The 25,673-nt window shown below is 60.6% G+C and carries 26 protein-coding genes and 3 pseudogenes; 16 read left to right on the forward strand and 13 right to left on the reverse strand.

What is annotated here, in order from left to right; translation table 11 throughout:
* Positions 1–6: 6 nt before the first annotated feature.
* Together NKH60_RS25825 and NKH60_RS25830 are read right to left on the reverse strand one after the other, a co-directional pair.
* The gene (locus NKH60_RS25825) at positions 7–477 is read right to left on the reverse strand and encodes a cyclophilin-like fold protein (RefSeq protein ID WP_352873829.1); all 471 of its coding nucleotides are present in this window, start codon (positions 475–477) and stop codon (positions 7–9) included.
* A complete protein-coding gene (locus NKH60_RS25830) occupies positions 474–1,664 on the reverse strand; it encodes an MFS transporter (protein ID WP_352873831.1) in 1,191 nt (396 codons plus the stop codon). The genes NKH60_RS25825 and NKH60_RS25830 overlap by 4 nt, the downstream gene beginning before the upstream one ends.
* 151 nt (positions 1,665–1,815) lie before the next feature.
* Here NKH60_RS25830 and NKH60_RS25835 point away from each other — a divergent pair, with 151 nt between their 5' ends.
* The 3 genes from NKH60_RS25835 (at position 1,816) to NKH60_RS25845 (ending at position 4,269) form a co-directional block, all read left to right on the forward strand.
* A complete protein-coding gene (locus tag NKH60_RS25835; RefSeq protein ID WP_352873833.1) occupies positions 1,816–2,709 on the forward strand; it encodes a LysR family transcriptional regulator in 894 nt (297 codons plus the stop codon).
* A 377-nt stretch (positions 2,710–3,086) separates the two neighbouring features.
* Positions 3,087–3,746: a L,D-transpeptidase gene (locus NKH60_RS25840; RefSeq protein ID WP_352850667.1), complete on the forward strand. Its 660-nt coding sequence runs from the start codon at positions 3,087–3,089 to the stop codon at positions 3,744–3,746.
* Between the two features lie 10 nt (positions 3,747–3,756).
* Positions 3,757–4,269, forward strand: a complete 513-nt coding sequence (locus tag NKH60_RS25845; protein WP_352474289.1) for an OmpA family protein — start codon at positions 3,757–3,759, stop codon at positions 4,267–4,269.
* Between the two features lie 337 nt (positions 4,270–4,606).
* Here NKH60_RS25845 and NKH60_RS25850 read toward each other — a convergent pair whose 3' ends face one another.
* Complete coding sequence (locus tag NKH60_RS25850; RefSeq protein ID WP_352503435.1) at positions 4,607–5,356, reverse strand: SDR family oxidoreductase; 750 nt, start codon at positions 5,354–5,356, stop codon at positions 4,607–4,609.
* Positions 5,357–5,642: 286 nt separating this feature from the next.
* Between NKH60_RS25850 and NKH60_RS25855 the strand changes: the two genes are divergently transcribed.
* Positions 5,643–5,909, forward strand: coding sequence for a zincin-like metallopeptidase domain-containing protein (locus tag NKH60_RS25855; RefSeq protein WP_352873836.1), 267 nt, complete (start codon positions 5,643–5,645; stop codon positions 5,907–5,909).
* Between the two features lie 177 nt (positions 5,910–6,086).
* On the forward strand, positions 6,087–6,722 hold the full coding sequence (locus tag NKH60_RS25860; protein ID WP_352873838.1) for an amidase family protein: 636 nt from the start codon (positions 6,087–6,089) through the stop codon (positions 6,720–6,722).
* On the opposite strand, the pseudogene NKH60_RS35205 reads toward NKH60_RS25860, so the two are convergent.
* The 5 genes and pseudogenes from NKH60_RS35205 to NKH60_RS25880 form a co-directional block, all read right to left on the reverse strand.
* A pseudogene (locus tag NKH60_RS35205) lies at positions 6,720–6,942 on the reverse strand (methylmalonyl-CoA mutase); the annotation flags it as partial. The gene NKH60_RS25860 and the pseudogene NKH60_RS35205 sit on opposite strands and share 3 nt — an antisense overlap.
* A gap of 334 nt (positions 6,943–7,276) precedes the next feature.
* On the reverse strand, positions 7,277–8,281 hold the full coding sequence (locus NKH60_RS25865) for a zinc-dependent alcohol dehydrogenase family protein (RefSeq protein WP_352873840.1): 1,005 nt from the start codon (positions 8,279–8,281) through the stop codon (positions 7,277–7,279).
* 130 nt (positions 8,282–8,411) lie between these two features.
* A complete protein-coding gene (locus tag NKH60_RS25870; protein ID WP_352873842.1) occupies positions 8,412–8,660 on the reverse strand; it encodes an SDR family oxidoreductase in 249 nt (82 codons plus the stop codon).
* The gene (locus tag NKH60_RS25875) at positions 8,557–8,796 is read right to left on the reverse strand and encodes an SDR family oxidoreductase (RefSeq protein WP_352873867.1); all 240 of its coding nucleotides are present in this window, start codon (positions 8,794–8,796) and stop codon (positions 8,557–8,559) included. Before NKH60_RS25875 ends, NKH60_RS25870 begins: the two co-directional genes overlap by 104 nt.
* Complete coding sequence (locus NKH60_RS25880) at positions 8,691–9,308, reverse strand: SDR family NAD(P)-dependent oxidoreductase (RefSeq protein ID WP_502907780.1); 618 nt, start codon at positions 9,306–9,308, stop codon at positions 8,691–8,693. Before NKH60_RS25880 ends, NKH60_RS25875 begins: the two co-directional genes overlap by 106 nt.
* Positions 9,309–9,390: 82 nt before the next feature.
* Between NKH60_RS25880 and NKH60_RS25885 the strand changes: the two genes are divergently transcribed.
* The 3 genes and pseudogenes from NKH60_RS25885 to NKH60_RS25895 all read left to right on the forward strand — a co-directional run.
* Positions 9,391–10,272: a LysR family transcriptional regulator gene (locus NKH60_RS25885; protein WP_352873846.1), complete on the forward strand. Its 882-nt coding sequence runs from the start codon at positions 9,391–9,393 to the stop codon at positions 10,270–10,272.
* Between the two features lie 289 nt (positions 10,273–10,561).
* Positions 10,562–10,708, forward strand: coding sequence for an IS66 family insertion sequence element accessory protein TnpB (gene tnpB, locus NKH60_RS25890; RefSeq protein ID WP_352873869.1), 147 nt, complete (start codon positions 10,562–10,564; stop codon positions 10,706–10,708).
* Between the two features lie 46 nt (positions 10,709–10,754).
* Positions 10,755–10,940 (forward strand): annotated as a pseudogene (locus NKH60_RS25895) (transposase domain-containing protein); the annotation flags it as partial.
* Between the two features lie 72 nt (positions 10,941–11,012).
* On the opposite strand, the gene NKH60_RS25900 reads toward NKH60_RS25895, so the two are convergent.
* A complete protein-coding gene (locus NKH60_RS25900; protein WP_352685682.1) occupies positions 11,013–12,395 on the reverse strand; it encodes an aminotransferase-like domain-containing protein in 1,383 nt (460 codons plus the stop codon).
* Positions 12,396–12,483: 88 nt separating this feature from the next.
* On the opposite strand from NKH60_RS25900, the gene NKH60_RS25905 reads away from it, so the two are divergent.
* Both NKH60_RS25905 and NKH60_RS25910 read left to right on the forward strand, forming a co-directional pair.
* Positions 12,484–13,275 carry a PhzF family phenazine biosynthesis protein gene (locus tag NKH60_RS25905; RefSeq protein ID WP_352873848.1) on the forward strand — a complete coding sequence of 264 codons (792 nt, stop codon included), beginning with the start codon at positions 12,484–12,486 and terminating at the stop codon, positions 13,273–13,275.
* On the forward strand, positions 13,269–13,892 hold the full coding sequence (locus NKH60_RS25910) for a glutathione S-transferase family protein (RefSeq protein ID WP_352685685.1): 624 nt from the start codon (positions 13,269–13,271) through the stop codon (positions 13,890–13,892). The genes NKH60_RS25905 and NKH60_RS25910 overlap by 7 nt, the downstream gene beginning before the upstream one ends.
* An 891-nt stretch (positions 13,893–14,783) precedes the next feature.
* Here the strand turns inward: NKH60_RS25910 and NKH60_RS35210 are convergent.
* Entirely contained in the window at positions 14,784–15,101 is a 318-nt protein-coding gene (locus tag NKH60_RS35210) for a DUF3761 domain-containing protein (RefSeq protein ID WP_502907773.1), read from the reverse strand.
* A gap of 202 nt (positions 15,102–15,303) precedes the next feature.
* Positions 15,304–15,888, reverse strand: coding sequence for a hypothetical protein (locus NKH60_RS25920; RefSeq protein WP_352616261.1), 585 nt, complete (start codon positions 15,886–15,888; stop codon positions 15,304–15,306).
* Between the two features lie 240 nt (positions 15,889–16,128).
* Here NKH60_RS25920 and NKH60_RS25925 point away from each other — a divergent pair, with 240 nt between their 5' ends.
* Together NKH60_RS25925 and NKH60_RS25930 are read left to right on the forward strand one after the other, a co-directional pair.
* Positions 16,129–17,382 (forward strand): S8 family peptidase, encoded by a 1,254-nt coding sequence (locus NKH60_RS25925; protein WP_352873853.1) that lies wholly within the window; start codon positions 16,129–16,131, stop codon positions 17,380–17,382.
* A 158-nt stretch (positions 17,383–17,540) separates the two neighbouring features.
* On the forward strand, positions 17,541–18,476 hold the full coding sequence (locus NKH60_RS25930; RefSeq protein ID WP_352873855.1) for a DUF1501 domain-containing protein: 936 nt from the start codon (positions 17,541–17,543) through the stop codon (positions 18,474–18,476).
* A gap of 329 nt (positions 18,477–18,805) precedes the next feature.
* On the opposite strand, the gene NKH60_RS25935 is transcribed toward NKH60_RS25930, so the two are convergent.
* Positions 18,806–20,539, reverse strand: coding sequence for an adenylate/guanylate cyclase domain-containing protein (locus NKH60_RS25935; RefSeq protein ID WP_352686752.1), 1,734 nt, complete (start codon positions 20,537–20,539; stop codon positions 18,806–18,808).
* Positions 20,540–20,690: 151 nt separating this feature from the next.
* Here NKH60_RS25935 and NKH60_RS25940 point away from each other — a divergent pair, with 151 nt between their 5' ends.
* On the forward strand, positions 20,691–21,929 hold the full coding sequence (locus NKH60_RS25940) for a YcaO-like family protein (protein WP_352616271.1): 1,239 nt from the start codon (positions 20,691–20,693) through the stop codon (positions 21,927–21,929).
* A gap of 228 nt (positions 21,930–22,157) precedes the next feature.
* Here NKH60_RS25940 and NKH60_RS25945 read toward each other — a convergent pair whose 3' ends face one another.
* A complete protein-coding gene (locus NKH60_RS25945; RefSeq protein ID WP_352616273.1) occupies positions 22,158–22,580 on the reverse strand; it encodes a VOC family protein in 423 nt (140 codons plus the stop codon).
* Positions 22,581–22,838: 258 nt separating this feature from the next.
* Between NKH60_RS25945 and NKH60_RS25950 the strand changes: the two are divergent.
* The 3 genes and pseudogenes from NKH60_RS25950 to NKH60_RS25960 all read left to right on the forward strand — a co-directional run bounded on the left by NKH60_RS25950 (position 22,839) and on the right by NKH60_RS25960 (position 25,622).
* Positions 22,839–23,470, forward strand: a pseudogene (locus NKH60_RS25950) (tyrosine-type recombinase/integrase).
* A gap of 308 nt (positions 23,471–23,778) precedes the next feature.
* On the forward strand, positions 23,779–24,336 hold the full coding sequence (locus NKH60_RS25955; RefSeq protein WP_023679231.1) for an OsmC family protein: 558 nt from the start codon (positions 23,779–23,781) through the stop codon (positions 24,334–24,336).
* 62 nt (positions 24,337–24,398) lie between these two features.
* Positions 24,399–25,622, forward strand: coding sequence for an NAD(P)-binding domain-containing protein (locus NKH60_RS25960; RefSeq protein WP_352850686.1), 1,224 nt, complete (start codon positions 24,399–24,401; stop codon positions 25,620–25,622).
* Positions 25,623–25,673 lie beyond the last annotated feature (51 nt).

Consider the following 25,673-nt stretch of genomic DNA (forward strand, 5'->3'; position numbering starts at 1 on the left):
GTGTCCTCAAATGCGTTCGATGCGAAGCGGGAACTCGCCGCGAGTGTGCAGGGCCTGCTCGCCCTCGTCGAAGCGGCCGAGCCTGATCAGCCCGGGATGGCGATAGTCGGCGTAGAACATGGCCAGGTTGCCCCAGGGCATGAAATAACACAGGTCATAGGCCTGCTCGTTGGCGAACGGACCGCTTCCCTCCTCAGTCAGCTTGCGCGGCAGATAGGCGATCTTCTCGTTATGCGCGTAGTCCTCGATCTTGAGGTCGAGCGGCAGCATGGAGAAGAAGTCGCGCGCCGACGGATTGTCGTAGAGCGTGGCGGTCATGGTGCGGCCGTTGAAAATCATCCTGATCTTCATGTCAGTGGGCTCCTGGCTGACTGAGGCTTCGCCTTCTTGGCCGGCGGCTGCGCGAGGCAGGGCCGCCACCGCGAGCGCGGCGCCGAGCAATGTCCGGCGGCTAAGCGGCGCACGCTCGATGGTCATGGCAAAGACCTCCGGGCCATATGCGATGCGGCAAAGGCGGCGAGCGCCGATCCGCAGAGCAGCACCGCGCCGAAAGTGAATGCACCCCACCAGCCGATCGTATCGAAGAGCGTGCCGCCGATCGCGGCGCCGCCTGTAATGGCGAGCTGGATAACCGCCACCTGCAGCCCGCCGCCGGCCTCTGCGTCGTCCGGCAACGTCCTGCTGAGCCACGTGCCCCAGCCAACGGGCGCGGCCGTGCCGAAGAAGCCCCAGGCAACGAGCAGCAGCGCTGTGGGAACCGGCAAGGCACCGAGGGCGATGAGCGCAGCGGCCAGCGCAGCCATGACCAGCGGGATGACGACGAGGATGCCGAACAGGCGCGTGCGCAAAAGCCGGCCGACGCACCATGTGCCGAGCACCCCCGCCAGCCCCATCGCCAGCAGGACCGCCGAGAGGGCAGCGATGTCGAGCCGGGTGACGCTCGCGAGGAAGGGCCTCAGATAGGTGAAGAGCGCGAACTGACCCATGAACAGCATCATGATTGACGCCATGCCGGTGGCGACAGGAAGACGGCCGAGGAGCGCCAGCGGATTGCCAGGACGCTTCCTCCGGCGCGGGGGCAGCCCCGGCAGGCTTGTCCACTGCCAGACCAGCGCCAGGAGCCCAAGCGGCACGAAGAGGAAGAAAGCGCCGCGCCAGCCGACATAGGCGCCAAGAAAACTGCCCAGCGGCGCGGCGATGGTGGCCGCAATGGCATTGCCAGCGTTTAGCATGGCGAGACCCTTCGGAACCATGTCTTGCGGCACGAGGCGCATGACGATCGCGGTCGACATCGACCAGAACCCGCCGATCGCAATGCCGAGCAGCGCCCGGCCGACCATGAGGAACGCGTAGTTCGGCGCGAAGGTGACAGCGAGCCCGGACACGATCAGGAAAAGGGTAAAGCCGGTCACGACCAGTCGGCGGTCGATCCGGCGCGTGAGGCCGGCGACCAGCAGGCTGGTCACGACGGCGAAAGCGCCCGAAATCGAGATCGCCTGTCCCGTGCGGCCCTCGGTGATGCCGAGATCGGCCGCTAGCGGCGACAGCAGGCTGACCGGCATGAATTCCGACGCGATGAGCACGAAAACACACAGCGCCATCGACAACACCGCGCCCCATGCGGCGCGGTCTTCGACAAGCCTTGTGTCGTAGGTCGTCTCCATGATTGGCATCCTTGCAAGGCGACTGGGGCGGATCAGCCGCCCATCCCCGTCGCCATGCCGGAAGATATTGCAGAGGAACCCATTCTATTAGACCAAGTAATTCGCATGGACTTATCTGCTCATGATATAAATGTCCGACCGGAGGTGCCCTATGCAGCGCGATGGCATGAAGGATCTGCTATGGTTCGTGGCGGTCGCGCGGGAGCGCAGCTTCACCAAGGCGGCGGCCAGGCTCGGAACCTCGCAGTCGACCCTGAGTTCGACAATCAAGGAGCTTGAAGCTCGTCTTGGCGTCCGCCTGCTGACACGTACGACGCGGAGCGTCGCACCGACCGAGGCCGGCGAGCGACTTTTCCAATCTCTTGTTCCCCGCTTCGAGGAAATCGAAGCCGACCTCGCAAGCCTGGTGGCCTTTCGCGACAAACCCTCCGGAACGGTCCGTATCACGCTGTCCGACCATGCGCTCCAGACGACCGTCTGGCCGAAGCTGCAGCCCTTGCTCGGCGACTATCCTGACGTGTGCGTCGAGCTCTACAGCGACAACGGCTTGAAGAACATTGTGGAAGAGCGCTTCGACGCAGGCGTGCGGCTTGGTGAGAGCATCGACAGGGATATGATCGCAGTGCGCATCGGGCCGGATTGGCGGCTCGTGGCCGTGGCTTCTCCCGAGTACTTTTCTCGCCATCCGGTTCCGACCGCACCCCAGGATCTGGTCGACCATGACTGCATCAGTATGCGGCAGGCGACGTTCGGCGGATTATATGCCTGGGAATTCGCCAGGGATGGCCGCGACCTTCGTGTGCGGGTGGAAGGCCAACTCACCTTCAATTCGTCCATTCCCATGATCGAGGCTGCGATAAGCGGTTTCGGGATCGCCTATGTCCCGGAAAACCTCGTCAGCCAGCACATCGCCAAGGGATGCCTTAGGCTCGTGCTTGACGACTGGAGTCCGCCGTTTGCGGGCTATCACCTCTACTACCCGAGCAGGCGACAGCTCTCGCCTGCGATGGCGGTGATCGTTGAGGCGCTCCGCCATCGCATCTGACGGGAGGTCGGGCAGTTTGCGTCTCAGCGCCGCAAGGTCCGATTTGGCTGCCTCGGGGGTCGTCCAGAGTGATCACCAGGGCCTTTGCGCTGTCAATTTTCGCGGCGGCCACCATCTCCTCCTGCGAAGCGTTGCCGAAAAGACCGGTAGACGTTCTTTCCGGGACCGCTCTACATTTTTGGCGTCGAGGTCGACCGCAACCCACCTGTATCCACGCTCGTCGAGCAATCTGCCGATCACCGGTCTACCCGCCCGAACCCGGCAATGACGAATGTCCGGACACGGCGGACTGAAGCAACGCAGCATTTTCCACTTTGAGGCGAAGTAATTCTCAACTATGGTCCGCCAGGCTTTTGGCATGAGGGGGAATATTGCCGATGGTTTTATCACGCAGGGGTGTCCTGCTCGGCGGCCTGGCGCTGGTCGCGATGGGTGCAACCGGCAATATTGCTCAAGCAGCGGCGGCAAAATCCTTTTTCGCCGGTACCGCCAGCGACAACAATTTTGTCTATCGCAAGACCAACTTCGCCAAGATCGACAAGAGATGGCATCGCCAGATCGTCAAGTATTTCAGTAGCGAGCCGGTCGGCACCGTCGTGGTCGATACCCGCCACCATTTCCTCTACGTCATCATGGAAAACAAGACCGCCATCCGCTACGGCGTCGGCGTCGGCAAGGACGGCTTCAAATGGTACGGCCGCGCGACGATCGACCGCCGCGCGCTGTGGCCGGACTGGGTCCCGCCTCCCGAAATGCGCAAGCGCAGGCCGGAGCTACCGGACATGATCGCAGGCGGCGCGTCCAACAATCCGCTCGGGCCGCGCGCGCTCTATCTGCACCGCGACGGCGCCGACACCGGCTACCGCCTGCATGGCACGCTGGAGCCATGGAGCATCGGCACCGACGCTTCCAGCGGCTGCATCCGCATGTTCCCGGAAGACATCATCGACCTCTACCAGCGCTGCCCGATCGGCACCGCGGTGCAGGTCCTGCCGCACATCGCCGACCAGGCGCCCGCTTCCACCACTGTCGAATGATTGGCGCCTCATGAACCGCATCATTGAAAACACGCGCCGGCTGCTCGCCGCAGGCCTGCTGCTGCTGGCCGCATCCTGCTCGACCAGCAACACGCTGGCCCCTCCCACACCCGACGTCACCAACACCGAGGTTGCCGGCTTCCAGAACGTGCAGCCGGGCAGCGAGGAGGATTTTATCCTCAATGTCGGCCGCCGCACCTATTTCACGCAAGGTTCGGCCGCGCTCGATTCCGTCGCCAAGGCCACCCTCGACACCCAGATCGCTTGGTTGGCAAAGCATCCGCGCTGGCTGCTCAAGCTGCAGGGTTTTGCCGACGATCCCGGCGCAAAGGAAACGGCGCTGTCGCAGCAGCGCGCCGATGCGGTGATGGACTACCTCGCCGCCGGCGGCATAGACCGCAACCGCATGTGGGCCAAGGGCTACGGCAAGGACAGGCTCGTCCGCGAGTGCCCCGACACCGCCTGCAGGTCGCAGAACCGCCGCGTTGTGTCTAATTTGCGCGATGTGAGGGACGAGCCGTAGGGGGCTGCTGTTCTGCTTGTGACCCGAAGCAGAGTCTCACACGCGACGGCGGCATGGCTGCTTTGCGCCGTACAGATCCGCTTTGCCGTTCCTGAAAGCTGACATCGCAGGCGACGGCGCTGGAGGTCGTGGTGGCGCCACTTGCGGACTGTGCCAGTGTTGGCGCGAATGGCAGCTTCGCGCGCAATCTCGAACTTGCCCAGCAGGATGGATCGGCAGGCTGGAAAGACTGGGCGTTCGAGAAGCCTTGCCCCACAAAGTGATCTGCCTTGGCGCCCTCTCGCCACTACCGAGTTGGCGTGAGCCGCAGTTCGAGACCCATCGCTGGGCCGAGTTCTCACATGATGTTCATGCCGCCATCGATTAGCATTTCAGAACCGACCATGAAACGGCATTCGTCGGACGCCAGAAACACCACCGCATTGGCAATTTCCTCGGCCGTCCCAAAGCGGCCTGCCGGGACCATCCCGACGACAGCGTTCGCCCGAGCCTTCGTTTCCGCCGGACCCAGACCAAGCTTGTCGTTGAGCGGCGTGTCTATCGGGCCCGGGCTGATCACATTGGCGCGGATGCCGCGCCCTATCAGCTCACCAGAGAGCGTTCGCGCCAATGAAATCATTCCGGCTTTTGCTAACGAATAGACGTGCGTTCCAGCCATTCCCATGTGTGCGTTGACGGAGCCGCTGAGAATGATGGAAGCCGGATTCGAAAGGAGCGGGACCAAGGCCTTGACCAGGAAGTAAGGTCCTTTCAGATCGATGGCAACGCTCCGGTCAAAGGCCGCCTCGCTCCAGTCGGCAAGCGGACGCAAGTCAACGATGCCAGCGTTGACGAAGACAGCATCGAGCTTGCCGAATGCCGCTCCCAGCTGTCGGGCGATATCTTCCTGGGCGGCAACGCTGCCCGCATCGGCAGCGATGATGAGCACATTGTCACCGAGAGTCTTGCGGGCTTCTTCCAGACGGCCCTCGTTGGTGCCGGTGATCGCAACGCGAGCACCTTCCTCGAGAAAGCGGCGTGCTGTTGCGAGCCCGATGCCGCTGGTGCCGCCGGTGATCAGCGTAGCTTTGTTCCGCAGTCTGTGCATGACGGAGTTCCTCATACGGTCGCCCCCACCCGAGGGCCTTCTTACCTATAGTCGCGTTTAGCATTACGCGTCCAACAGGACAGCAGCCATCCTTGGCCAAATGAAAAATCGCGGGACCGACGACTGAGTGGCAACATTCCACCTGTCGAGACTTTCGTATCGCAGGTCATCTTACAGCACTGGGTCAGGCCACGACGATGTTTGCGACGACCTGAATGTCCGCTCTCCTGTATTCCCGCCTAAGACGGCCGGTCCGCAATCGCCCCAAAAGTTGACGTCAGAATCCATGGAAAAGCCCGACAGTGTGAAATGGGACTTTCACACTGAGTTCATTGGCGCTTGTCGCCGACGAGCCCTACTTGCAGACCTCATGCACGAGCTTATTCACGCCACCGCTCATGAGAAGCTGTGCGGCCGGACGGTCGGCAAACGCTTCGGAGACGAGCAATACGCGTTTGAAAAATATTATAGCGGAGTTGGGCAGCGCCATCCTGCGCACCTGGCTTGGCATCGAGGCAGGATTCAGGTCAGCCATCCATCGACAACTGGCTAAAGGTGCTGAAGCAGGACACCCGTGCGATCTTCGTCGCCAACAGCTATGCCGGGCAGGGCGCCGATTATCTTTGGAATCAAGCCTACTCGAAGGTTCGGAGGACGAGTAGTTAGCCGCTGCCGAATTGCGAAATGCTTTGCCGCGTGTCTTGGGCCGCAGCATGGGGCGCGCTTCGCGATGACGAGGGCAGAGACGACGCGCCAGTACGAAAGATCGGGTTCGATCCCGTTTGGCTGCACGAAGCTGACGCAAGAGGATGCTTTTGCTCAAATCCTTGAACTCCTGAAAACAAATGGGGTAGAATGCCAGGAGGTTCAACTTCCCAATCTCGACGAGATTTCCGAGATGCACGGACGCATCTTCTTTGTGGAGGGAGCCGCGTACCACTACGCCAATTTCAAGGATCATATTGGGAGCTACCCGACGATTGCCCAAAGCTGGTTTGCTGCGGCTCTTCGAGGCGCGCCGGTGGGTAATTATGTCAATGCATCTGAGAAGAGGGTTCGATTTGCCAGCCAGGTCAATCGCCTGTTGGAGGAGGTCGATGTCATACTGACGCCGACGCTCTCGGTGTCACGTCCGCGACGCGATGCGAAAGAACTGATAGTCTCGGACAAGTCTTACGACTTTACGATGGCACTGGTCAGACAGACATGCCTTTTCGATCACACCGGACATCCTGCGCTTGCGATGCCTATCAACGTCGATGCCGCGTCTCTGTCTCCGAGCCTTCAGATTGTCGGACGCCACCAAGGCGAAAACATTATTCTGAAGTTCGCTGGAGCACTCGAGCGCATTCTGTCGGCGAGATGAAAGAGTTGCCGCCTCGTCCGACGTCTGGAAGAACGGCCCGATGCCGTCGTCGAAGCAGATGTCCCAATGCGATTACCTTGGCGCCGCAGTCGTGCCCATCCTGGCCGAGTTTGGCGACAAGCACCCTCGGCATTTCGCCACGTACAGTTGTAAATGCCCGTGGCCGAGAGACCAAACTGTCGTATTCCGGCTCGCCCGCATAGGAATTGCCGTAAACCTTGTCGGGTGCATTTTGATCGCGACATACGGGACTTGGATATGTTTCGAGGGCTGGCAGCAATCGAGTCCCAGCCGCCAAAAGCTGTTGTAGCGCTGCTTTCAGTGTTCCTCGGGCTAGTAAGCGCGTGGGGCGGATACCTGTCGCTGAGGAGCATACTCAGCTCCCGAACCAGGGCAACGCGCGCCCCTTCACATGCAAATCCGTAGGTGTCCTCGATCGCTTTCGACCTTGTGAATGATCGCGCATTTCGTGGCATACCCAGATCTCCTATGTCTGTTGTCCGGATGTTGAGGCCGGACACCGGCAGGCGGACACCGATGACCTGACAATCCGGCTATTGCACTATAGCGATCTTGCCGAAATGCTGGCCGCCCGCCGCAAATCTGGAAAAGGCAACGCTGGTTTCGGCGACGTCGAACGTCTGGCCGAGAACCGGCGCGATGCGCTGCGCGGTGATGGCGCGTGCGGCCTCGGTAAGATCGGCAACGGAGCCGGTATTGTTGCCCACGACCTTGAGCGCCTTGCCGATGATCGAGAACAGATCAATGGATGCCGCAGTACCCGTAAGAAAACCGACGGTGAATACTGTGCCGCCGAAGGCTGCTGCTTTCAGGGACCGGGCGAATGTCGCTTCGCCTACCGTATCGACAACGAGATCCGCGCCGCGTCCATCGGTGAGTCGCAGCACTTGGTCATCCCATTCCGGTGTCGAACGGTAGTTGACGAGAAGGTCAGCGCCAAGCTGCTTCGCCCGCTCCAGCTTTTCGTCGGACGATGAGGTAACTATCGCTGTGGCGCCCGACGCCTTGGCGAATTGCAGCGCAAAGATGCTGACGCCGCCCGTGCCAAGGATGACCACAGTCGAACCTGGTCGAAGCTCCGCCGAGCGGACCGCGTTCCAGGCCGTCGTGCCGGCAATCGGCAGGGCCGCGCCTTGAGCGAAATCCAGATGAGACGGTAAGGCCACAATGCCGGTCTCGGGCATCACCACATATTCGGCCAGCGAGCCGGGGAGAGAAATGCCGCGCATGCCGGCGACATTGGCGGGCGAGATCGGACCACCCTGCCAGCGCGGCATGAAATGCGGAATGACGCGATCCCCGGCCTTGAAGGCGGAGACATTTGTGCCGACCACCGCCACCTCGCCAGCGCCATCGGCCACCGGGATCAGTGGAAAACGGGGAACCGGAAAGTTGCCGATGGCGATGGCGATATCCAGATAGTTCAGGGTGGCGGCGCGCAGCCGAATCAGTACCTCACCCGGACCTGGCACGGGATCAGGCAGAACAACCGGGCGAAATGCATCAAGCGAAGGTTCAGTGAGTTCAATGGCTTTCATGAGTCTCTCTCTTGGGTGCGTGCCGTGCGGCTCCATGCCGACGTCAGGTGTGTTCGCAGAACAGGCTGCGTCTTGTTTCTTGATTGACAGGCAACCCGTCAACGTGGCGCCTGATGCGAGCGACAAACGATTAAGCGTGCTGAGTGATCGCCTTGTTCAGCCAAGGACGCTGGCCTCCAAGCGTGTAGCCGCCCTCCACCAGAATGCTTTGTCCTGTCACGAAGCGCGCATCGCTGGACAACAGCCAGAGGACGACATCGGCGACATCCCTGGATTCACCAACACGTCGTACAGGTGTGTGTAGCGCGAACGGCCGCATCGCGTCGTCGTCGCCGAGCGCCGCCCGGCACATTGCGTCGCGATGATGCCGGGCTGACATTGTTGGTGCGGATATTCCGGTCTCCGACCTCTACGTCCACCGTTCGTGCCATCGCGTCGAGCGCGCCTTTGCTCGCGGCACAGGCTGCAATTCCGTGGATCGAGCCATGCGCGCTCCACGACGACGTGTTGATGATGGCGCCATGAACGCCGCGATCCAGCATCGCCGCGATCTCGTATTTAGGCAGGCGAACACGCCGCGAAGGTTGATCGAGATCAGCCTGTCGAATTCATCGAACGGCAATTTGTGCGCCGGCATGAAGGCGCCCAGCACGCCGGCATTGTTCCAGATGACATCCAGGCTGCCGAAGGGTTCGAGCGCCTTATCGACAAGCGCCTCGGCCTGCTCGGGAACGGAATCATCGGCCGGTGTCGCCAGCGCCTTCCCGCCCTGCGAGACGACCTCGTCAACGACGGGATTGAGTTCTCCTATCCGGCGCCCCGCAACGACAACATTGGCGCCCTCCCGGCCAAGCCGCAGCGCCGCCGCCTTGCCCATGCCAGTTCCGCCGCCCGTTACGATCGCGATCTTGGACACGAACCGCTTCATGCCTGCCGTTTCGGTTTCGCCTGTCGTTCTCATGTGTCGATGTCTCCATTCAAGAGCGATGCGCCTCATCAGCTCCAGGAAGGCCTCGCCGAGAGGCATTCCGTTGAATGGACAAATAGATTAATCATGAAGCCATTATAATATCGCCAATTATGAGAACACTACGAAGCAGGACTGTTTAATGGATCTATACGGCAGCATGTCCGTTTTCGTGCAGATCGTCGAAAAGGGAAACCTAACTGCGGCGGCCACCGCGTCCGGCATGTCGCCGACCATGGTTGGCAACCATCTACACGCACTCGAAAAGCGATTGGGCACGAGTCTCGTCCACCGGACGACCCGCCGCCAGAGCCTCACCGATTTTGGTCGGGTCTATTATGAACGCTGTCTGGAAATCCTCCGGCTGGTCGCCGAAGTGGACGCCCACGCACTCGCCAACCATATCGTCCCGCGCGGACGGTTGCGCGTGACTGCTCCGGTCTCGTTTGGCGCGGAGGGCCTGATGCCCGTGCTGGGGGACTACACCGCGCGCTATCCTGAAGTTGAACTCGACATCACTTTGTGCGATCGCACTGTCGATCTGATCGAGGAAGGTGTCGAGGCAGCGATTCGCATAGGCTCCCTCCCAGACTCCGGTTTGATTGCCCGGCCGCTGATGCCTTATCGGATGATGATCTGCGCCTCGCCGGATTACATCGCGAAACACGGTGAGCCGCACCGCCCCGCGGACCTTGCGGGCCATCGTTGTGTAGCGTTCCGTTATTCCGCCGAATCGGCCTGGCGCATGATCGGCGAGGAGGGAACCTCACGTGTTCGCGTTTCCGGCATGATCCAGGTGAACAATGGTCAGGCGATACGGGTCGCAGCCCTGAACGGCCTCGGCGTCGTTATGCAGCCGGAAGTTCTGCTAGCCGAGGATGTCACCGCCGGCCGCCTGATCCGGTTGTTGCCGAACTATGAACTCCCGAGCCGGCCCATGCAGATTGTCTATCTTCGGGACCACTACATGTCGCCGAAGCTGCGAAGCTTCATCGACTTTATCGCTGATCGATTCGGTGGTTGACGATCAATTTCGTAGCCATGGCTTTAGCGACCACTCGGCAGTCACATTCAACCTTACACCGTCATGAACACCTCTCGCTTGGACAGGGGTGCACCAAGATTGCGTCGTCATTGACACCGAGAAAGCCTGGCGGTCGGGTCAAGATTACCCGCCGATACGCCATTTTCCTTGCCCGGCTTGTGGACGCCAGCGAGGTGACCGCAGGGTGGGGGTTACTTGAACTGCTGATGATCGCGGATGAACCGAGCTGCGCTCTTGGGTTCGATTCGCAGAATGTCTTGCCAAGCGTCTGGAGGATGGGGAGTTCCGCTGGCCGAAAGTGCATGACGGCATGATGCGGCTGACGGCCGCGCAACTGTCGGCGCTATTGGAAGGGCTGGACTGGCGGCGGGTCCACGGGGCGCGCCGGACCCGCGTTCCAGCCCAGGCAGGCTGACCCGCGACGAAGTGAATCAGCCTGGATTCCGCTGTGCGGGCCGGTGATGGCAATGACTGCAGACCAGCTTCCCGACGATCCGGACGCGCTGAAGGCGATGATCCTGGCACGCGACGTCGAGAACGCCCGCCTGGTCCAGATCATCAAGGAATTGCAACGTCACCGCTTCGGTCGAAGAGCTGAGACGCTTCCCGAGGATCAATTGCTGCTGGGGCTCGAAGAGGCCGAGCAACATGTCCAGCTCCACAAGTTCTACCTTAAGGTCCTCCACTTGTCGGCGCCCCTCATTGGCGACGCGGCGAGCTCAGATTACGCCGTGCTCGTGATCGGCGTGCTCATCCATCAAAATGCCCCTGAGCACGATCAGCGCGCGCTCGAGCACCAGGCCACTAGCCACACTGCCGACACATAGACGCAGGCCGCTCTCCACGGCGCCGCTCGCAACGGCGAATGCCGCTGGTGAAGTGAGCCGGATGCCAGCGTAAGACGCGCGAGCGGCTGCACGCTCAGCATTGATCTCTGGCATCGGCAGCCACACATGCAGGCTGGCGTCCGATCGCGGTTTTTCGATCACATCGCCAAGCACCGCGAGCGCGCGCGTCGTCCGCACACGCGTTTCGGCCATGGCTGCGCTTGCAATCTCGTCAGCGCGGCCGCTCTCGATCAACTGCGTCGTTACCGCACTGTTGATCCCCGCCGGCGAATGCATCAACGCCCGCATCGCCCGCGCGCAGCGGTCGAACACCTCGCCTGTTGGCGCGACGAGGAACCCGGCACGAAGCCCCGGTGAGACGATCTTCGACAAGGAACTGACATAAATCGTGCGCTCGGGCGCGAGCGCCGCGAGCGGCGGCACGTCGAGATGGCGCGCATAGGGCGCATAGACATCATCCTCGATGAGCCAGAGCCCGCGTGCGCGCGCCACCCGGACGATTTCGGCGCGCCGTTCCAGTCCCATCGTCCGTGCAGTCGGGTTCTGCAGCGTCGGTAACGTGTAGAACAGGCGCGCGCCGGTTTCTGCGGCGGCCCTGTCCAGCGCTTGCGGGGTTGCGCCTTCGGCATCCATCTCCACGCCGCGGAGGGGATGGCCCAACTGGCTAGCCAGCGCCTTCGCCCCGGGGAAGGTCGCGGCTTCGCACAAGACCGGATCGCCAGGTGCGCAGAGCGCCGTTAGCGCGATCGCCATCGCATTCTGCGCGCCCGAGCAGCAGATCACCGTTTGCCATTCCATGCGCTGAAGATTGGCTGTCCGGGTGAGCCAGGCGGCGGCTGCCTGCCTGTCGCGGTTAAGCCCGCAAGTCGACTGATAGCCCAACCGGTCGACCAACGCTGGCCGCCGGCGCAGCGCGCTCAGAGCCTCGCGCACGGCGTCGTTCGCATTGATCGGCGCAAGATTGATGGTGAGGTCGATAGGTCCCGTGTCGGCGGTTGCCGGCGACCGGTCGATGACGAAGGTGCCGCGTCCAACATGACCCGCAATAAGCCCGCGCTCGGTCGCTTCGCCATAGGCGCGCGTGACGGCGCCGACACTGATCGAGAGCGCATGGGCGAGCTCGCGATGCGGCGGAAGCCTCGCGTCGGCAGGGAGGCGACCGTTCGCGATATCCGCCGCCATCGCATCGACGAGCTGACGATAGAGCGGCGCTGCATCCGAGCGATCGAGTACCGGGCTCCAGCGGGTCATCATGATTGCCTCATATTGTCATAGGGACATTAATAGAATTGACTCTCTAGTCAATCGGACGATTGTTATGATCTCAATGTGTGGAGCAGATATGTTCGTCCCGCTATACCAAGTCGATGCCTTTGCCAGCCGCCGCTTCGCCGGTAATCCGGCCGCCGTGATGGTCCTCGACGCCTTCGCAGCTGATGAGCATCTGCAGGCGATCGCCAGTGAGAATAATCTCGCCGAGACGGCCTTTCTCGTGCCGGACGGCCCGGACTTTCACTTGCGCTGGTTCACGCCGACGGTGGAGGTGCCGCTGTGCGGGCATGCCACGCTCGCGAGCGCTGCGGTTGTCATGGAGCGACTCGCGCCCGAGCGCCGCTCGGTGATTTTCCATTCGGCAAGCGGCCCGCTCACCGTCTCCCGCGCGGAAACGGGTTATGTGATGAACTTTCCAGCCCGGCCGATGATACAGACGACGATCCCTGACACGATGGCCGCCGCACTTGGGCGGTTTCCGGTCGAGGTGCTCGTAGATCAGTTCAACTATCTGGCGCCGCTGGAGACTGCGGATCACGTTCGGCAACTGGCGCCCGATCTCGCCGCGATTGCACGGCTCGACCGGGGCGGCCTGATTCTTACCGCGCCGGGCGACGACGGCTATGACTGTGTCAGCCGCTATTTCGCACCCGCCAAGGGCATTCCCGAGGACCCGGTCACTGGCGGCGCGCACTGCGCACTTGCGCCCTACTGGGCGGCCCGGCTCGGCAAGACGAGCTTGCGCGCCTTCCAGGCCTCGGCTCGCGGTGGCGAGCTGCTATGCCGCGTCCTCGGCGACCGCGTGGAGCTCGAGGGTTCCTGTGCCTTCTATCTCGAAGGCCGGGCGGACATCCGATGCTGAGAATCTATGGCTATGCGGGCTCGATCAATGTCCGCAAGGTGCTCTGGGCATGCGCCGAGCTCGACCTCGCATTCGAACCTGAGGGTTGGGGTGGATCTCACCGGTCGATAAGCGAACCGTTGTTTCGGGCGCTCAATCCCGTCGCGATGGTGCCGGTGATCGACGACGCGGGGACAATCGTCTGGGAATCCAACGCGATTATCCGCTATCTCGCAGCGAGCCGAGATCGGTACGACTTGCTGCCCGGCGACCCGGCCGCGCGCGCTCGTGTTGAGATGTGGATGGATTGGCAGGTGTCGGATTTCAACAATAGTTGGCGAGTCGCCTTCCAAGGGCTGGTGCGAAAGAATCCAGAGCATCAGGATCCCGCCGAGATCGAACGGTCGATTGCTGCATTCTCGCGCATGGTCGCAATCGTCGATGGCGAACTCGCCAAATCGGGCGGCTTTATCTGCGGTCCCGATTTCACGCTCGCCGATATCCCGATCGGGCTCTCCGTTCATCGCTGGCGGTCGCTGCCAGGCGAGAAACCACAGCTCGACCATATCGAGCTCTATTACGACCGCCTCTGCGAAAGGGCAGGATTTCGCAAACATGGCCGGGATGGCGGGGCATAAGCCACCACTTCACGCTCGTCGATGTGTTCGGGACCCATCCGCTCACGCGGCCGATTCCGCCCAAGCTTGCGGATGGTCGCGATATAGCCGACTCGGTCACGCTCCATCGCGAAGACCGCCTCCGGCGGGGGCGGCGGTCTCTTCATGCTGGGCGGCCCACAGGATCAACTCGAATAGCACGGGCGCCAGATCGATGCCGCGCCGGTCTCGACCGGCTGGTCACTATCAAGCGCATGTTCAGCGGTCTGACCTTCATGCTCGAAGGAACATGCTCTGCAGCGTCTCGAGCGTAACGCGGTAGCGCGGCCTTGCCTGTGGTACGCGCGACTCTCAAAAAGGGGTTTGTCTACCATGCGACGGAGTGTCGCGGCGAACCGTTTGCGCAGTAAAATCAATTATTTGGCGTAAGGCCTTTGCGAGAGCGAATGGCTGCCATAGTCGTCTAGGTGCAGAATAGGTGCAGGGCCGAGGTACGCAATCGGCGGGTATGGGGCACGCGCTGCGTCGCGGATCGTGTTGGGCACCGACCGACGCTAGTCTAGGTGTGCTTCGCGCCTCATGTCGGCCATAGAGGCGAACTTTATCTCGGCCAGGAAGCAGACATTGCGGTTGACCGCGCTGGAGGTCGTGGTCGCGCCATGAGCCGACGCTGAGCACCAAGGCTATGGTACGTCTGATGTTGGCCGGAAGCGGAAGACCGAAAATGTCAACAATGTCTGCCAATGCGTCTACCGTCCGGTGCCAAGCTACGACCGCTGTTGTTCTCGGCGCCGCTTGTCTGCCCGCTTCAACTGATCGCGGACATACTCGGCCGATCGGCGACTGTTGGCGGTCGCGATCTTGTCATTGGCCAAAGACCCCCCGTTGCCGATTGCTGGGAGAAGCCATGTTTCAAGGCACTGTCGACTGCGTCGATAACTTGTTGTCGAGCGCCTCAAAAGTTCGTTCATGGGCCGCCCGCCGGATGCCGACGAACAGTCCGCCGGCCAAGCTAAGCACAAGCGGTATTGTTCCGCCGCGCATGCCGACGCCGCCGTGGTGCGAGCAAGCACCGCGCCTGCCGATTGAGCTGGAATGCGCGCCGTCGCTGCAGGTTGTTTCCCCGCGAAATGGAAGCAAGCAGATCATCAGCACTATGAACGTTGCAGAGCCAACAGCCCCGGGGCTGTTGATGAAGCGGCGATAAATTCTTCTGAGATGACGAAGCATACGGGCAGTGCATAATTGTTCGAATTCCGATGGCCAAGCCAAAAAGCGCTACCGCCCGCGGCTAGGATGGCGCAGCCCCTCAACACGTTGCAAAGCGCCCCTAGATTTTCTGTACTACGCTTCGCGACCAAGGAGCCCTACCAGCTGGAGCCGGACCGCAATAAGGCGCTCCAAGGGATGCGCCTTGCCGGGCTAAGTCCGGCTACCTGCAGCCAAACAGCACCGCCGCGCCAAGCTCGTCATGATAATGTCGCCCCTGTCCAAATCTATGGTATTTTTCCAAGTAGTCGAGCAGGTCGGCCCTGATAAGGATGTCTTCCGGTATCTGCGGTACCACGACGTAGATTTTGCCCGCCTCGTCGAATTCAGGTTCCACCGTCACCCCATCGACGATTTGGTTCAAAACGGCCGTAAGTTCGGCTTTCAAATGAGAACTGGGGCTGCCGACATTAGAAAAGGCCAACCCGTTCGTGAAATCGCCCGCCGTTGGAAAAGGAGTGGCTCCGTCGGCAAGGAATATCGGCAGTTGCTGCTTATAGTCCGCCACCGCGCTTGGGGTTCCGACCTTGAGGTTAGTCTTAGTACTACCACCGCTGTCGCGAAGGTTGATACTTTGGCCGGCAGCTGTGAACATTTGGCGATTTATTGTAATCTTCAGAGGGTTTCCAACCGTACTATCGACCGACAAGATGGTGGCCGGCGTAGGCAGGAGTTTGAGCCACGTCTCGACAATGGCCGCGCCGATTTCCCGCGCTTGTCGACCCTTCCTGAGATTCGCTCTGGGCATCGCATGGTTCTCAACACAGGACCATCTGTGAGCGTATGCGCGTTTCGCAGCTACCGCAAGATAGCTCTCGATGTGGAACGACGCCCAATTCATGTTCTTATAGACAGCGCACTGCCTTTGGGGGCATGCTGTTTCCGTAGACGTAGGAGGCTTGCTGTGGTCGTTCTACAGTTCCGCGCTGTTCTTATCGTGAGCGTGTTGTCATTGGCTGCCACTCAGAGATCGTCATTGGCAGACGAGATGCCTGCAAATGAGATCGCCGCGACATTTGTTGCGCCTTACGGCGACATGCCTATGAACTCGAACAACTCGGCGGATTTTAAAGCAGAAATTCAGAAAATTGACAAAAAGGAAGTGATTTCGGTAGATTTTCCCGAAATAGGTAAAAGCTTTTTAACGTTAAAAATTACGGAAACAAGAGTTAAAGAGCTTGAATCTCAAGGGTTTGAACTTGCAGATCCATTTTCTGTTACCCTCTTTGACGCAGCTAGATGCAAAAATAATCCGAGGATAATCAAAAAGGATACCACCACCACTATCCAGGACGTTCCCGCAAACGTCTGCCGTGTGGTCGGGTCACCGGTGGAAAGCACATACGGCCCCGAGGTGTGGGTGCTAGACAGCGGAGTTGACCCGGTTGCGGTCAGTTCAAATCTTCTGAATGTGGCGACAAAGGTCGACTGTACGCAAGGCAGTTGCGTGATGGGGGCCGTGGATGATGAGCTGGGACACGGAACCATGGTCGCAGGTATCATTGGAGGAAGGACTTTTAAAGATGGATCGTCGCACTACACAGGGCTGGCAGGGGTTAGCCCTAAGGTATCTCTGAATATCATTAAAATATTTGGTGATGATGTAACTGTAAGCGTCTGGGACCAACCTGTTAAAGCAATAAGATACGTCTTGGATCACGCCAAAGCTGGTGACGTTGTAAACATAAGCTGGGGAGCTAACTCTCTTGAGAGTGCAAGGGCTGGCGGATACAGCAATGATATAACTTTGTTAGATATGCTATTTCATTTGATGGCGGATCGGAAACTACAAATTGTTGTGGCGGCAGGAAATGCGGAGCGAGCAAATGGCAATGGCGGATGGTCGTGGGCCGAAGGGTTCACGCCGGCAAATTCTGCACCGTATACTTCGCCGGTCAGTCCTGGGGCGATATATAGTGTTTCTGCGGCTGACAGTAAATATGATCCAATGACTATGAAGTGGTCCGACAAGCTGTGGCAAGGCAGTGCATTCGGCGCTTCGTTTGCAGAACCTGGCGTCGAGGCGCGGTCCTTGTGGCTGTCGGATGATTCAAATAATCCGCAACAGAATGTGTGTTGGGGAACTTCATTCGCTGCACCAATTCTGGCTGGTTTGCTGGTTCGCGGGTCAGTGTCGCCAGGCGACCTTACGGATAGTACCTATCCTGACGCGGACACAGTTGCGTACGTGACTGCGGGCAAGTCGGACGCTACCACACCAAAGCACCCAAAATGCAACTGACCCGAAGGGCAGCCCTGCAAGGGATTCTACTATCCTCCATGCTTCGTCCAATCGCGGCAAGGGCTGAACCGGCGGCATGCGAGCCGAAACTCCTGTTGGTATTTCTCCGGGGTGGACTCGATTGCGTTGCGGCGATCCCTCCGTTTGGGGATCCTGAATTGCTAACCCTGCGCGAAGCTCAGGCGCTTGTGAATGAGGAGGGGGCGACCGAAACACTCAAGCTGGACGGATTTTTTGCGCTTCATCCAGCACTGGCGCCGCTTCTGTCCTACTTTAATGCCGGGGAGTTGCTGATCGTCCCAGGGACGGCCATTGCGGGAGTGGAAAGATCTCATGCAGCCTCGGAATTTGCTTTGTTCGGGAGCGACTTTGACGGCCTCACCGGCTGGCCCAGACTGGCCTCGCTCGCCTTAGGGACTGAACCATGGCGGATCGGTCCGGCCGACCGATCCATCGATCTCATATCGGATTTGGCGTGGGGCAATCCGCTGCTGGACTTGGCCCTGCTTTCCCCTGAGCAAGCACAGGTGGGCGGATCGAAATGTGTGGAAGATCCGCTCGCGCAGCGAAGCTTATGCCAAGCGGCCAGGTTCACTTGCGCGGCGACCCGTGCGGCACAGGCGCTGGCAACGGAGGGCGGTCCTCGGATCGCAACGCTCGAATTGCCTGGGTTCGACACGCACATCAGCCAGGGCGTGCGTCTGGCGCGAGCATTGAAGGCCCTGGCAGACGGGCTCGTTTCGTTCGCCGAAGCGTCTGGAACGGCCTGGAACAGAACAGTTGTCTTGGTCGTGACTGAGTTCGGCCGTGCAGTGCCATTCAACGCAGACGGCGGAACCGATCACGGGACGGCCAGCGTCACGTTCCTGATGGGCGGTGCCGTTGCCGGCGGCCGAGTCGGCAATCAGTGGCCTGGGCTGGCACCCAGCCAACTTCGCGGCGGAACCGATCTTGCCGCTACGACCGATCTGCGAGCAATAATCAAGGCCGTGTTAATTGAGCATCTTCGCCTTCCCGACCGGACTGTTGCTAAGGTATTTCCGAGCGCTGCTGAACTGCCGGTGTCAATTGGTTTGTTTCGGGATGCAGGTTGATTGCCGTTAATCGGGCACGGTTGAACTATTCCTTCCATGATCGGCAGATCTCGCCGGATATCCTGCGATTGAGGGATCGTTGCGGCCGTCTTGCGGCGAGTAGCTATGCTCTGTACAAATTGCAGGACCTTGGGACATCGTTCCGCTACATCTACTATGCACCGAGCGAGCCCAAGTTGCTGATCCTATTGCGGTTTCGGTGAGCCCCGCGATTATCCGAACCGCTCCATCGTGTGACCCTAATTTTGGGCTTGGTGACATTATGGCTCTGTCCACAGGGTAGGTGGTGCAGTGCAGGTTGTCACCGCTGCCGATAGCAAACTTCAATTTCAGTCCGGTAGCCCTGCGGCGAGCAGCCCCTTGAACAGCGTGGCCCGATCCTCCTCCAGCCGATAGGGCTCCTTGGCCACAAATCGACGGCAAGAAAAGCTGGGCGTACCCGCCAACACGCGAGCCGCATACAACTTTGCGTCGCTGTCTCGGCCAAGCGCCGAGCTCGAAGCGGCCATGTAGGCGGTAACCCATGCCGGCATTGTCGACGAACGGCTCAAAGCGACCAATGCCTGCTCTGGCCGGCCCGCAATGAAGTGGACGATGCCGCGAAACGGCCAATACCAGGATGGTTCGTAGAGTGGATCGAGCACCTGCGCCCGCTCGAACCATTGCATGGCGCGATCCGGCTCGCCGCCAAATGTGTAGAGGGTGCCGAGATAAGAAACCTGCTCGGGATCGTTCGGATTGAGGTAGAGGGCCCGTGCGTAGAGTTGCGCGGCGACGTCGAAGTCTCGCAAGTGCAGCAGCACCCAGCCGAGAATGTTGAGGCAAACCGGATCGTTGGCGGAGAGCGCCACCGCCTTCTTGGCAATTGCATGCGCCTCGTCGAGCAGGACATCGGAAGGTGCCATGTCGCGAAACCATTCCAGCTGCTTGCAGTGAGCCAGCTTGGCGTAGGCGCGCCCATAGGTCGGATCGAGGTCGATGGCGCGCTGATACCATTGCCTGGCTTCCGCTTCGGAGGCGAGGTCGCCCAGCGGCAGGGCATTGCCGCGCAACACGCACTCATAGGCCGCCAGGTTGGCCGGCGGCTTGCGTCGCGCCTTCTCAGCACCCGCTGCCTTGAGGCGCCCGATAACCGTGCCCACGATCTTGCGGACCAGTTCATCCTGCACATCGAATATGTCCTGATCGTCGCTGTCATAATGCTCGGCCCAAACGTCACCGCCGGACGTGGCGTCAACCAGTTCGCACGACAGGCGGATACGCTTCCCCATCCTGCGGATTCGCCCCGAAAGCTCAAAATCGAGCCCGATATCCGAGACCAGCTTCGGCAGTTCCACATCCCTGAGCCGCAACGAGGTATGATATGACGCGACGGAGAGCTGCGTGAACCGCGTCAACTCGGTGATGATGTCTTCTGTGAACCCTTCGCTGAAATAGGGTTCCACGCCGCCGGTGCTGACAAATGGGCGGACCAGGATCGATGGCGTGTTCGAGCCCGAAGTCTCGGCGCCGATCCTCGGAGCCGGGCCGTCGGGTCTGTGAATAAGCGAGTAGACTGCCACGGGTCGGGGAATGTTCTTGAGCTGAAACTCACCGCAATATTCGAAGGGCAATTGCAGCCCTGCGCGGACCTCCTCATGCACTTTTGCCGAAAGGCAAATGCCTCCGGGGGCTGCGATCTGTTCAAGGCGTGCAGCCACGTTCACACCGTCGCCGAACACGTCTCCGTCGCCGTCGACAATAATATCGCCGAAATTTATGCCCATTCGAAGCAACAGGCCGGGCGACGATCGCTCGGGGCTTGCGAGATAGGCCTGAATAGCCACGCCACACCGGACCGCTTCGACGGCGCTCGGAAACTCCGCGACGACACCGTCGCCGGTGTTCTTTACAACGCGGCCGTCATGCCGGTGAACGTAGCCTGGGACCTCGTCGTGCATCAGCGCTCGGACGCGGGTAAACGTGCCTTCCTCGTCTTCCGCCATTTGTTGCGAATAGCCGACCACGTCAGCGGCCACGATCGCAGTCAGGCGCCGCTTCAGGGTGCCGTTGTTTGCGGTCAATCCATGCTTTGGGGTCAATCCATACCTCGGGTCGGACGTCCGAACGTACTTTAGCACATTTGCATGATGCTATCGCGCATGGCAGCGTGTAAACTGCCACACGAGAGCTTCGGACATGCGACAGAGCGAAGTCCGTTCAGAAGCGCTCGCAATGCGAAAGATCCGCACATTCGAGGTCTGCGTGGGGTCGAGTCTTCTTTATGGCCCGGTGGTGATCTCGGACCCATTGCTCGGCTGTCCTCTCACCGTGGCGGCCGGCCGCGTTCGCGCCGCCAGGGATGGCGATGAGAGCGCTTACTTCGTGTCTGGTTGGGGCAGGACAGTCGAGCAGGCGCTGCAAGGCTGCCTTTATGAGGCGGACGAGACCTACTTCGCCCAGATCATTCCAGAGAGGCGAATTCTCCGGTCGTGTGCCGATGCGATCGATGGGCGGGTCGTCGAGCCGCCCGGCATCCTTCTTTTCAGCGAAGAGCAATACGACCGGCGAGAGGCCGGCGACCGACAGCTCCGCAACATGGTTCCGGCCCGCTGGGATCGATCCACGCCTGAAGACTGGATCCTGAGTGACGACAAGCTCGGCACGGAGCAAGCCTGGGTGCCCGCGGGGCTGTGTTTCCTCGGATATGATCCCGGTGGCGAGGAATCATCTCTGCCGGCTGCCGACTCGAACGGACTTGCGCTGGGCATCAACCCCAAGGACGCTGCGATGAGCGCTCTTCTCGAGCTGATAGAGCGAGATGCGACCTCTATCTGGTGGTACAATCGACTTGTTCTGCCTCGAATCGATCCGAAGTCGATGGCAAGCGACACCGTATCTTCTTACGAGGATTGGCTTCGGCACCGAGGTCGCGAATTGCGGCTTCTGCGACTTACGCTGGATTTGGCTGTTCCAATAGTTGCGGCAATCTCCAGCGACAGTTCCGGTCGGCGTCCGGCGATGGGGTTTGCGGCAGGCGCTTCGTGGCCAGCAGCTGCCACAAGGGCGCTTGGCGAGCTAGCTCAATGCGAAGCGAACCTGGCTCTGCTCTCCCAACAGGCGCAGCGACAGGGAACGATCCGCTTTACGCCCGGGGCGCGGCAACTTTATCGCTGGCATCAAGAGACGGATCTTGGGCTGTGTCCATATTTGCAGGGTGGGAATAGTGGCCCTGCCTGCGCGGATGAATCGACACTTGACTACGCCTCCTGCGTTAAACTCTGCCACGAAGGAAACCTGGGGATCTTCGCCGTCATCCTGATGCAGGATGAGCAGCAGTCCCTTGCCCGCATTTTCGCTCCAGGCTTGCGTTCGACCAAACCAAGGTTTGGTCCGGGCAGGCTCTATTCTGTTCCAGGCACGCTTGGCCTCAGGCCTGCGGGCTCCATATGCCGAGATCCGTTCCCGTTTTAGCGCCAGTGTCGGGGGACGGCCACGAGCATCATATTTCCATTCTCCGAAAGCTACGCGGCTGATGCTAGCGAGGGAATCGGCCGTATTTGGAGATATGAACCGGAATTTTGAAGAGTACATTTGCAACCGCGCCGTTCTGGCCTTTGCCGGCTTTGGCAGCGCTGGATGGCCGCTTCCAGCGCAATCCGCTCCTCCGACTGATGGCCGAGCTCAGGTGAATGTCGACGGTCAGGTTGGATAACGCGCGGGCTCTACGCCGATAACATTCTGCTCCTCGTCCGTGGTGAACGTTCCCTTCGATTGATCCAATATTACAAGTACGTTGTCGAATGGGTCACAAACACGGGCGCATCGACCGATCGCGATGTCGAAGGGCGGTTCCACTGCCTTTTCCGCCGCTGCCAAAAGTTCTCGAAATGCCGCGTCCACGTCATCAACCAGAATATCGGTCTCTGGACCAATACGAAGATGAACTACTAGTTCTGCATCAGTTTCAGGCAACGCGAATCCGGCGGCTTCTGCGTCCCGCCAGATGAGGGCATGGCCGAGCCGATCCGGATAAAAGGATATGGCTTCCTCAAGATCGCTTACACGAAGTAGATAGTTGTCGAGTTTTCGGAACAACGGTTTTTTGGCGGCCTCGTAAGTCATTGGGGAACCTCGCGCAGCATCGCCGGCTCACATCACACACCGCCCAAGATTATGCTTCCGTACGCGTTTCGCAACGACTCAGCTACGGCTCAACTGATGTCCAACTTGCAACAGCTCTTGCAAATCGCGGGGGACGGCCGCTATGGGTCGGCTTCTGAAGGGCAGCTTCCCGGTCATTCGAGCGCAGACCTGTCCGTCAGCAAACGGCCCCTCCCGAACGTTTGTGCTCTGGCCAATAGTGGTCTGAGGAGAAACGATATGGGACATTCGCAGTATGACCTCGCCGACAAGGCCGTCCCGCTTGGAATGCAGGCAAGAGAGTAGGCGTCAAACGACCTCTGAAGGTTCGTCAAATCTGGGAAATCCGGTTCTTTCTCGACCGCGAAGGTCGATCACGGGACCGAGCGCTGTTCGACCTTGCGATCGATAGCAAGTTGCGTGGTTGCGACTTGGTGAAGCTCAAGATTGGCGCGCTAGTGAGTGGCACTGAGATTCGGACTCGGGCCATGGTTGTGCAGCAAAAGACTGGGAGGCCAGTTCAATTCGAACTGATGGCAGACGCCCGAGCAAGCCTACTTGCATGGCTCGAACGTAGAGGTGGAGCGGTCGACGATTTTGCCTTTCCCAGTCGGGTCGATCATGCTGGCCATTTGAGCACCAGGCAGTATGCGCGCCTGGTCGATGAATGGGTTTCGGCGGTTGGCCTTCGCCGTGAGGATTATGGCACCCACTCGCTTCGTCGTACCAAGGCCTCCATTATCTATAAGGCCACCGGAAATCTCCGAGCAATTCAAATTCTGCTCGGCCACACCAAGATTGAGAACACCGTCCGGTATCTCGGCGTCGACGTCGAGGATGCACTGACGCTGGCCGAGGGAACTGAAATCTGAAAATGGACGACCTCGCGTGGGTCGCGCGGGTGTTGGGTCCAGCGGCTTTGCGCCGCAATGTCGGCCATAGAGGCGAACTTTGCCTCCGCCCGGAAGCAGACACTGCAATTGAGCGCGCTGAAGGTCGTGATCGCGCCAGAGCCTGCAAAGGCACAACTCGGCACATGAGGGCGAACATTCCGCTGCGGAAACAACTTGAAGAAACGCTTCGCGACCCATAGCATGCCGCGCCATGGTGAAATCTGATCGGGAGGTCAGTGAGATCGGTCGGGTTTTTGAGCCAGTGCAAGGTAGGGAGGATAATAATTATGGCTTCCGAAGTACAGGCAAACAACGGTGTTAACGTAGAGGCGCTGCTCGGCGCACGCGAAGCGCTTACCAACGCCCCGGAGGCAGCGCAGTTCAAGTGGCGCGCGGCCTGCGAATGGAAGGATGGCACCCACAGCCACTCGTCGGTCGAGAGCTTCTACGGTCTCGGCGAGGATCAGCATCGCAAGACCACCTTCACATTCGACGCAGACCATCCGGAGGTCTTCGCTTCCCAGGACAAGGGCGCCACGCCCGTCGAATACGTGCTGGTCGGACTGGCGAGTTGCCTGACCGCCGGCATCGCCGCGGTTGCCCAGAACCGGAACATCCAGTTGAAGTCGGTGAAGGCGACCATCGAAGGCGACATGGATCTCGCCGGAATTCTCGGCATCGACAGCGACGTGCGCAACGGCTTCAGCGGCATCACGGTGAAATACAACATTGACGCCGACGCCAAGCGCGAGGACATCGAGGCTATCGTCGCTCAGTCGCAGAAGCGGTCGGCGGTCTATGACATTGTCACCAATCCGACGAACGTCACGGTCGTGGTGAATTGAAAGGCGCTTCGAACCGTAGACTCTCCTGATGAGAGGGTGCGATTAGTTCCGTCACCACAGCGATCGTCGGCGCGGGGCACGCGGGGCTCGCGATGAGCCGCTGCCTCGCGGAGCGCTCTATCGACCATGTGCTGCTGGAGCGCGGCGAGATCGCCCATACCTGGCGCACCGAGCGATGGGATTCACTGCGGCTGCTCACCCCGAACTGGCAGAGCCGGCTGCCGGGCTTTCGCTATAACGGCGACGATCCCGACGGCTACCGGACGATGCCTGAGGTGATCGACTTCCTCGGGAACTATGCCAAGGCGATCTCGGCTCCGGTCAGAACCCACACGACCGTTACCTCGGTTCGCAGCGACGGGGCGGGATATCTTGTGCGCACGGACCGCGGCGAGTGGCGGTGTCGGACCGTCGTGCTGGCGTCGGGCGCGTGCAACATCGCGCGCCTGCCCGACGTCGCCAGCCGCGTGCCGCCGTCGGTCGCCATGCTGACGGCACAGTCCTACCGCAATCCGGGTCAGGTCGCCGACGGTGGCGTGATGGTGGTGGGCGCGTCGTCGAGCGGCACCCAGATCGCACAGGAGCTGCAGCGTTCGGGGCGTCAAGTGACCCTGTCGGTGGGCGAGCACATCCGGGCGCCCCGCGTCTATCGCGGCAAGGACCTGGAATGGTGGATGGACGCCGCCGGCGTGCTCGACGAGCGTTACGACGAGGTGGACGACATCAGCCGGGCGCGACGGGTTCCTTCGCTACAGCTTGCCGGCACGCCCGACCGCATCACCCTCGACCTCAATGCGCTCGACGACCTCGGCGTCCGGCTCATCGGTCGTCTTGCCGGCATCACCGAAGACGGCAAGGCCCAGTTTGCTGGGTCGTTGCGCAACATGTGCGCGCTTTCCGATCTCAAGATGGCCCGGCTGCTCGACCTCATCGACGAATGGGCGCGCGCCAACGGCCTGGACGCTACGGTCGGGCCGCCGGATCGCCCGCCGCCGACCCGTGTCGAGGACAACCCGCCGCTCGGCCTCGATCTTGCCGGAGGCGCTATCAGGACGATCATCTGGGCCACCGGCTACCGGCCGGACTACTCCTGGCTGGAACTGCCGGTCCTCGACCGCAAGGGCCACGTCCGTCACGACGGCGGTGTAGCGGAACATCCGGGCCTCTACCTGATGGGGACGCAGTTTCTGCGCCGCCGCAAGTCTGCTCTGATCGACGGCGCTGGCGACGACGCGCGGGATCTCAGCGATCATCTGGCATCGTACCTCGGGCAAAATTCAATCTGATAGCAGAATCAACGTCTGAGACTCCAGAGGGAACAGGTTGGTTGCCGCGAC

The organism is Mesorhizobium sp. M1006, from assembly GCF_040318825.1.
GTDB lineage: Bacteria > Pseudomonadota > Alphaproteobacteria > Rhizobiales > Rhizobiaceae > Mesorhizobium.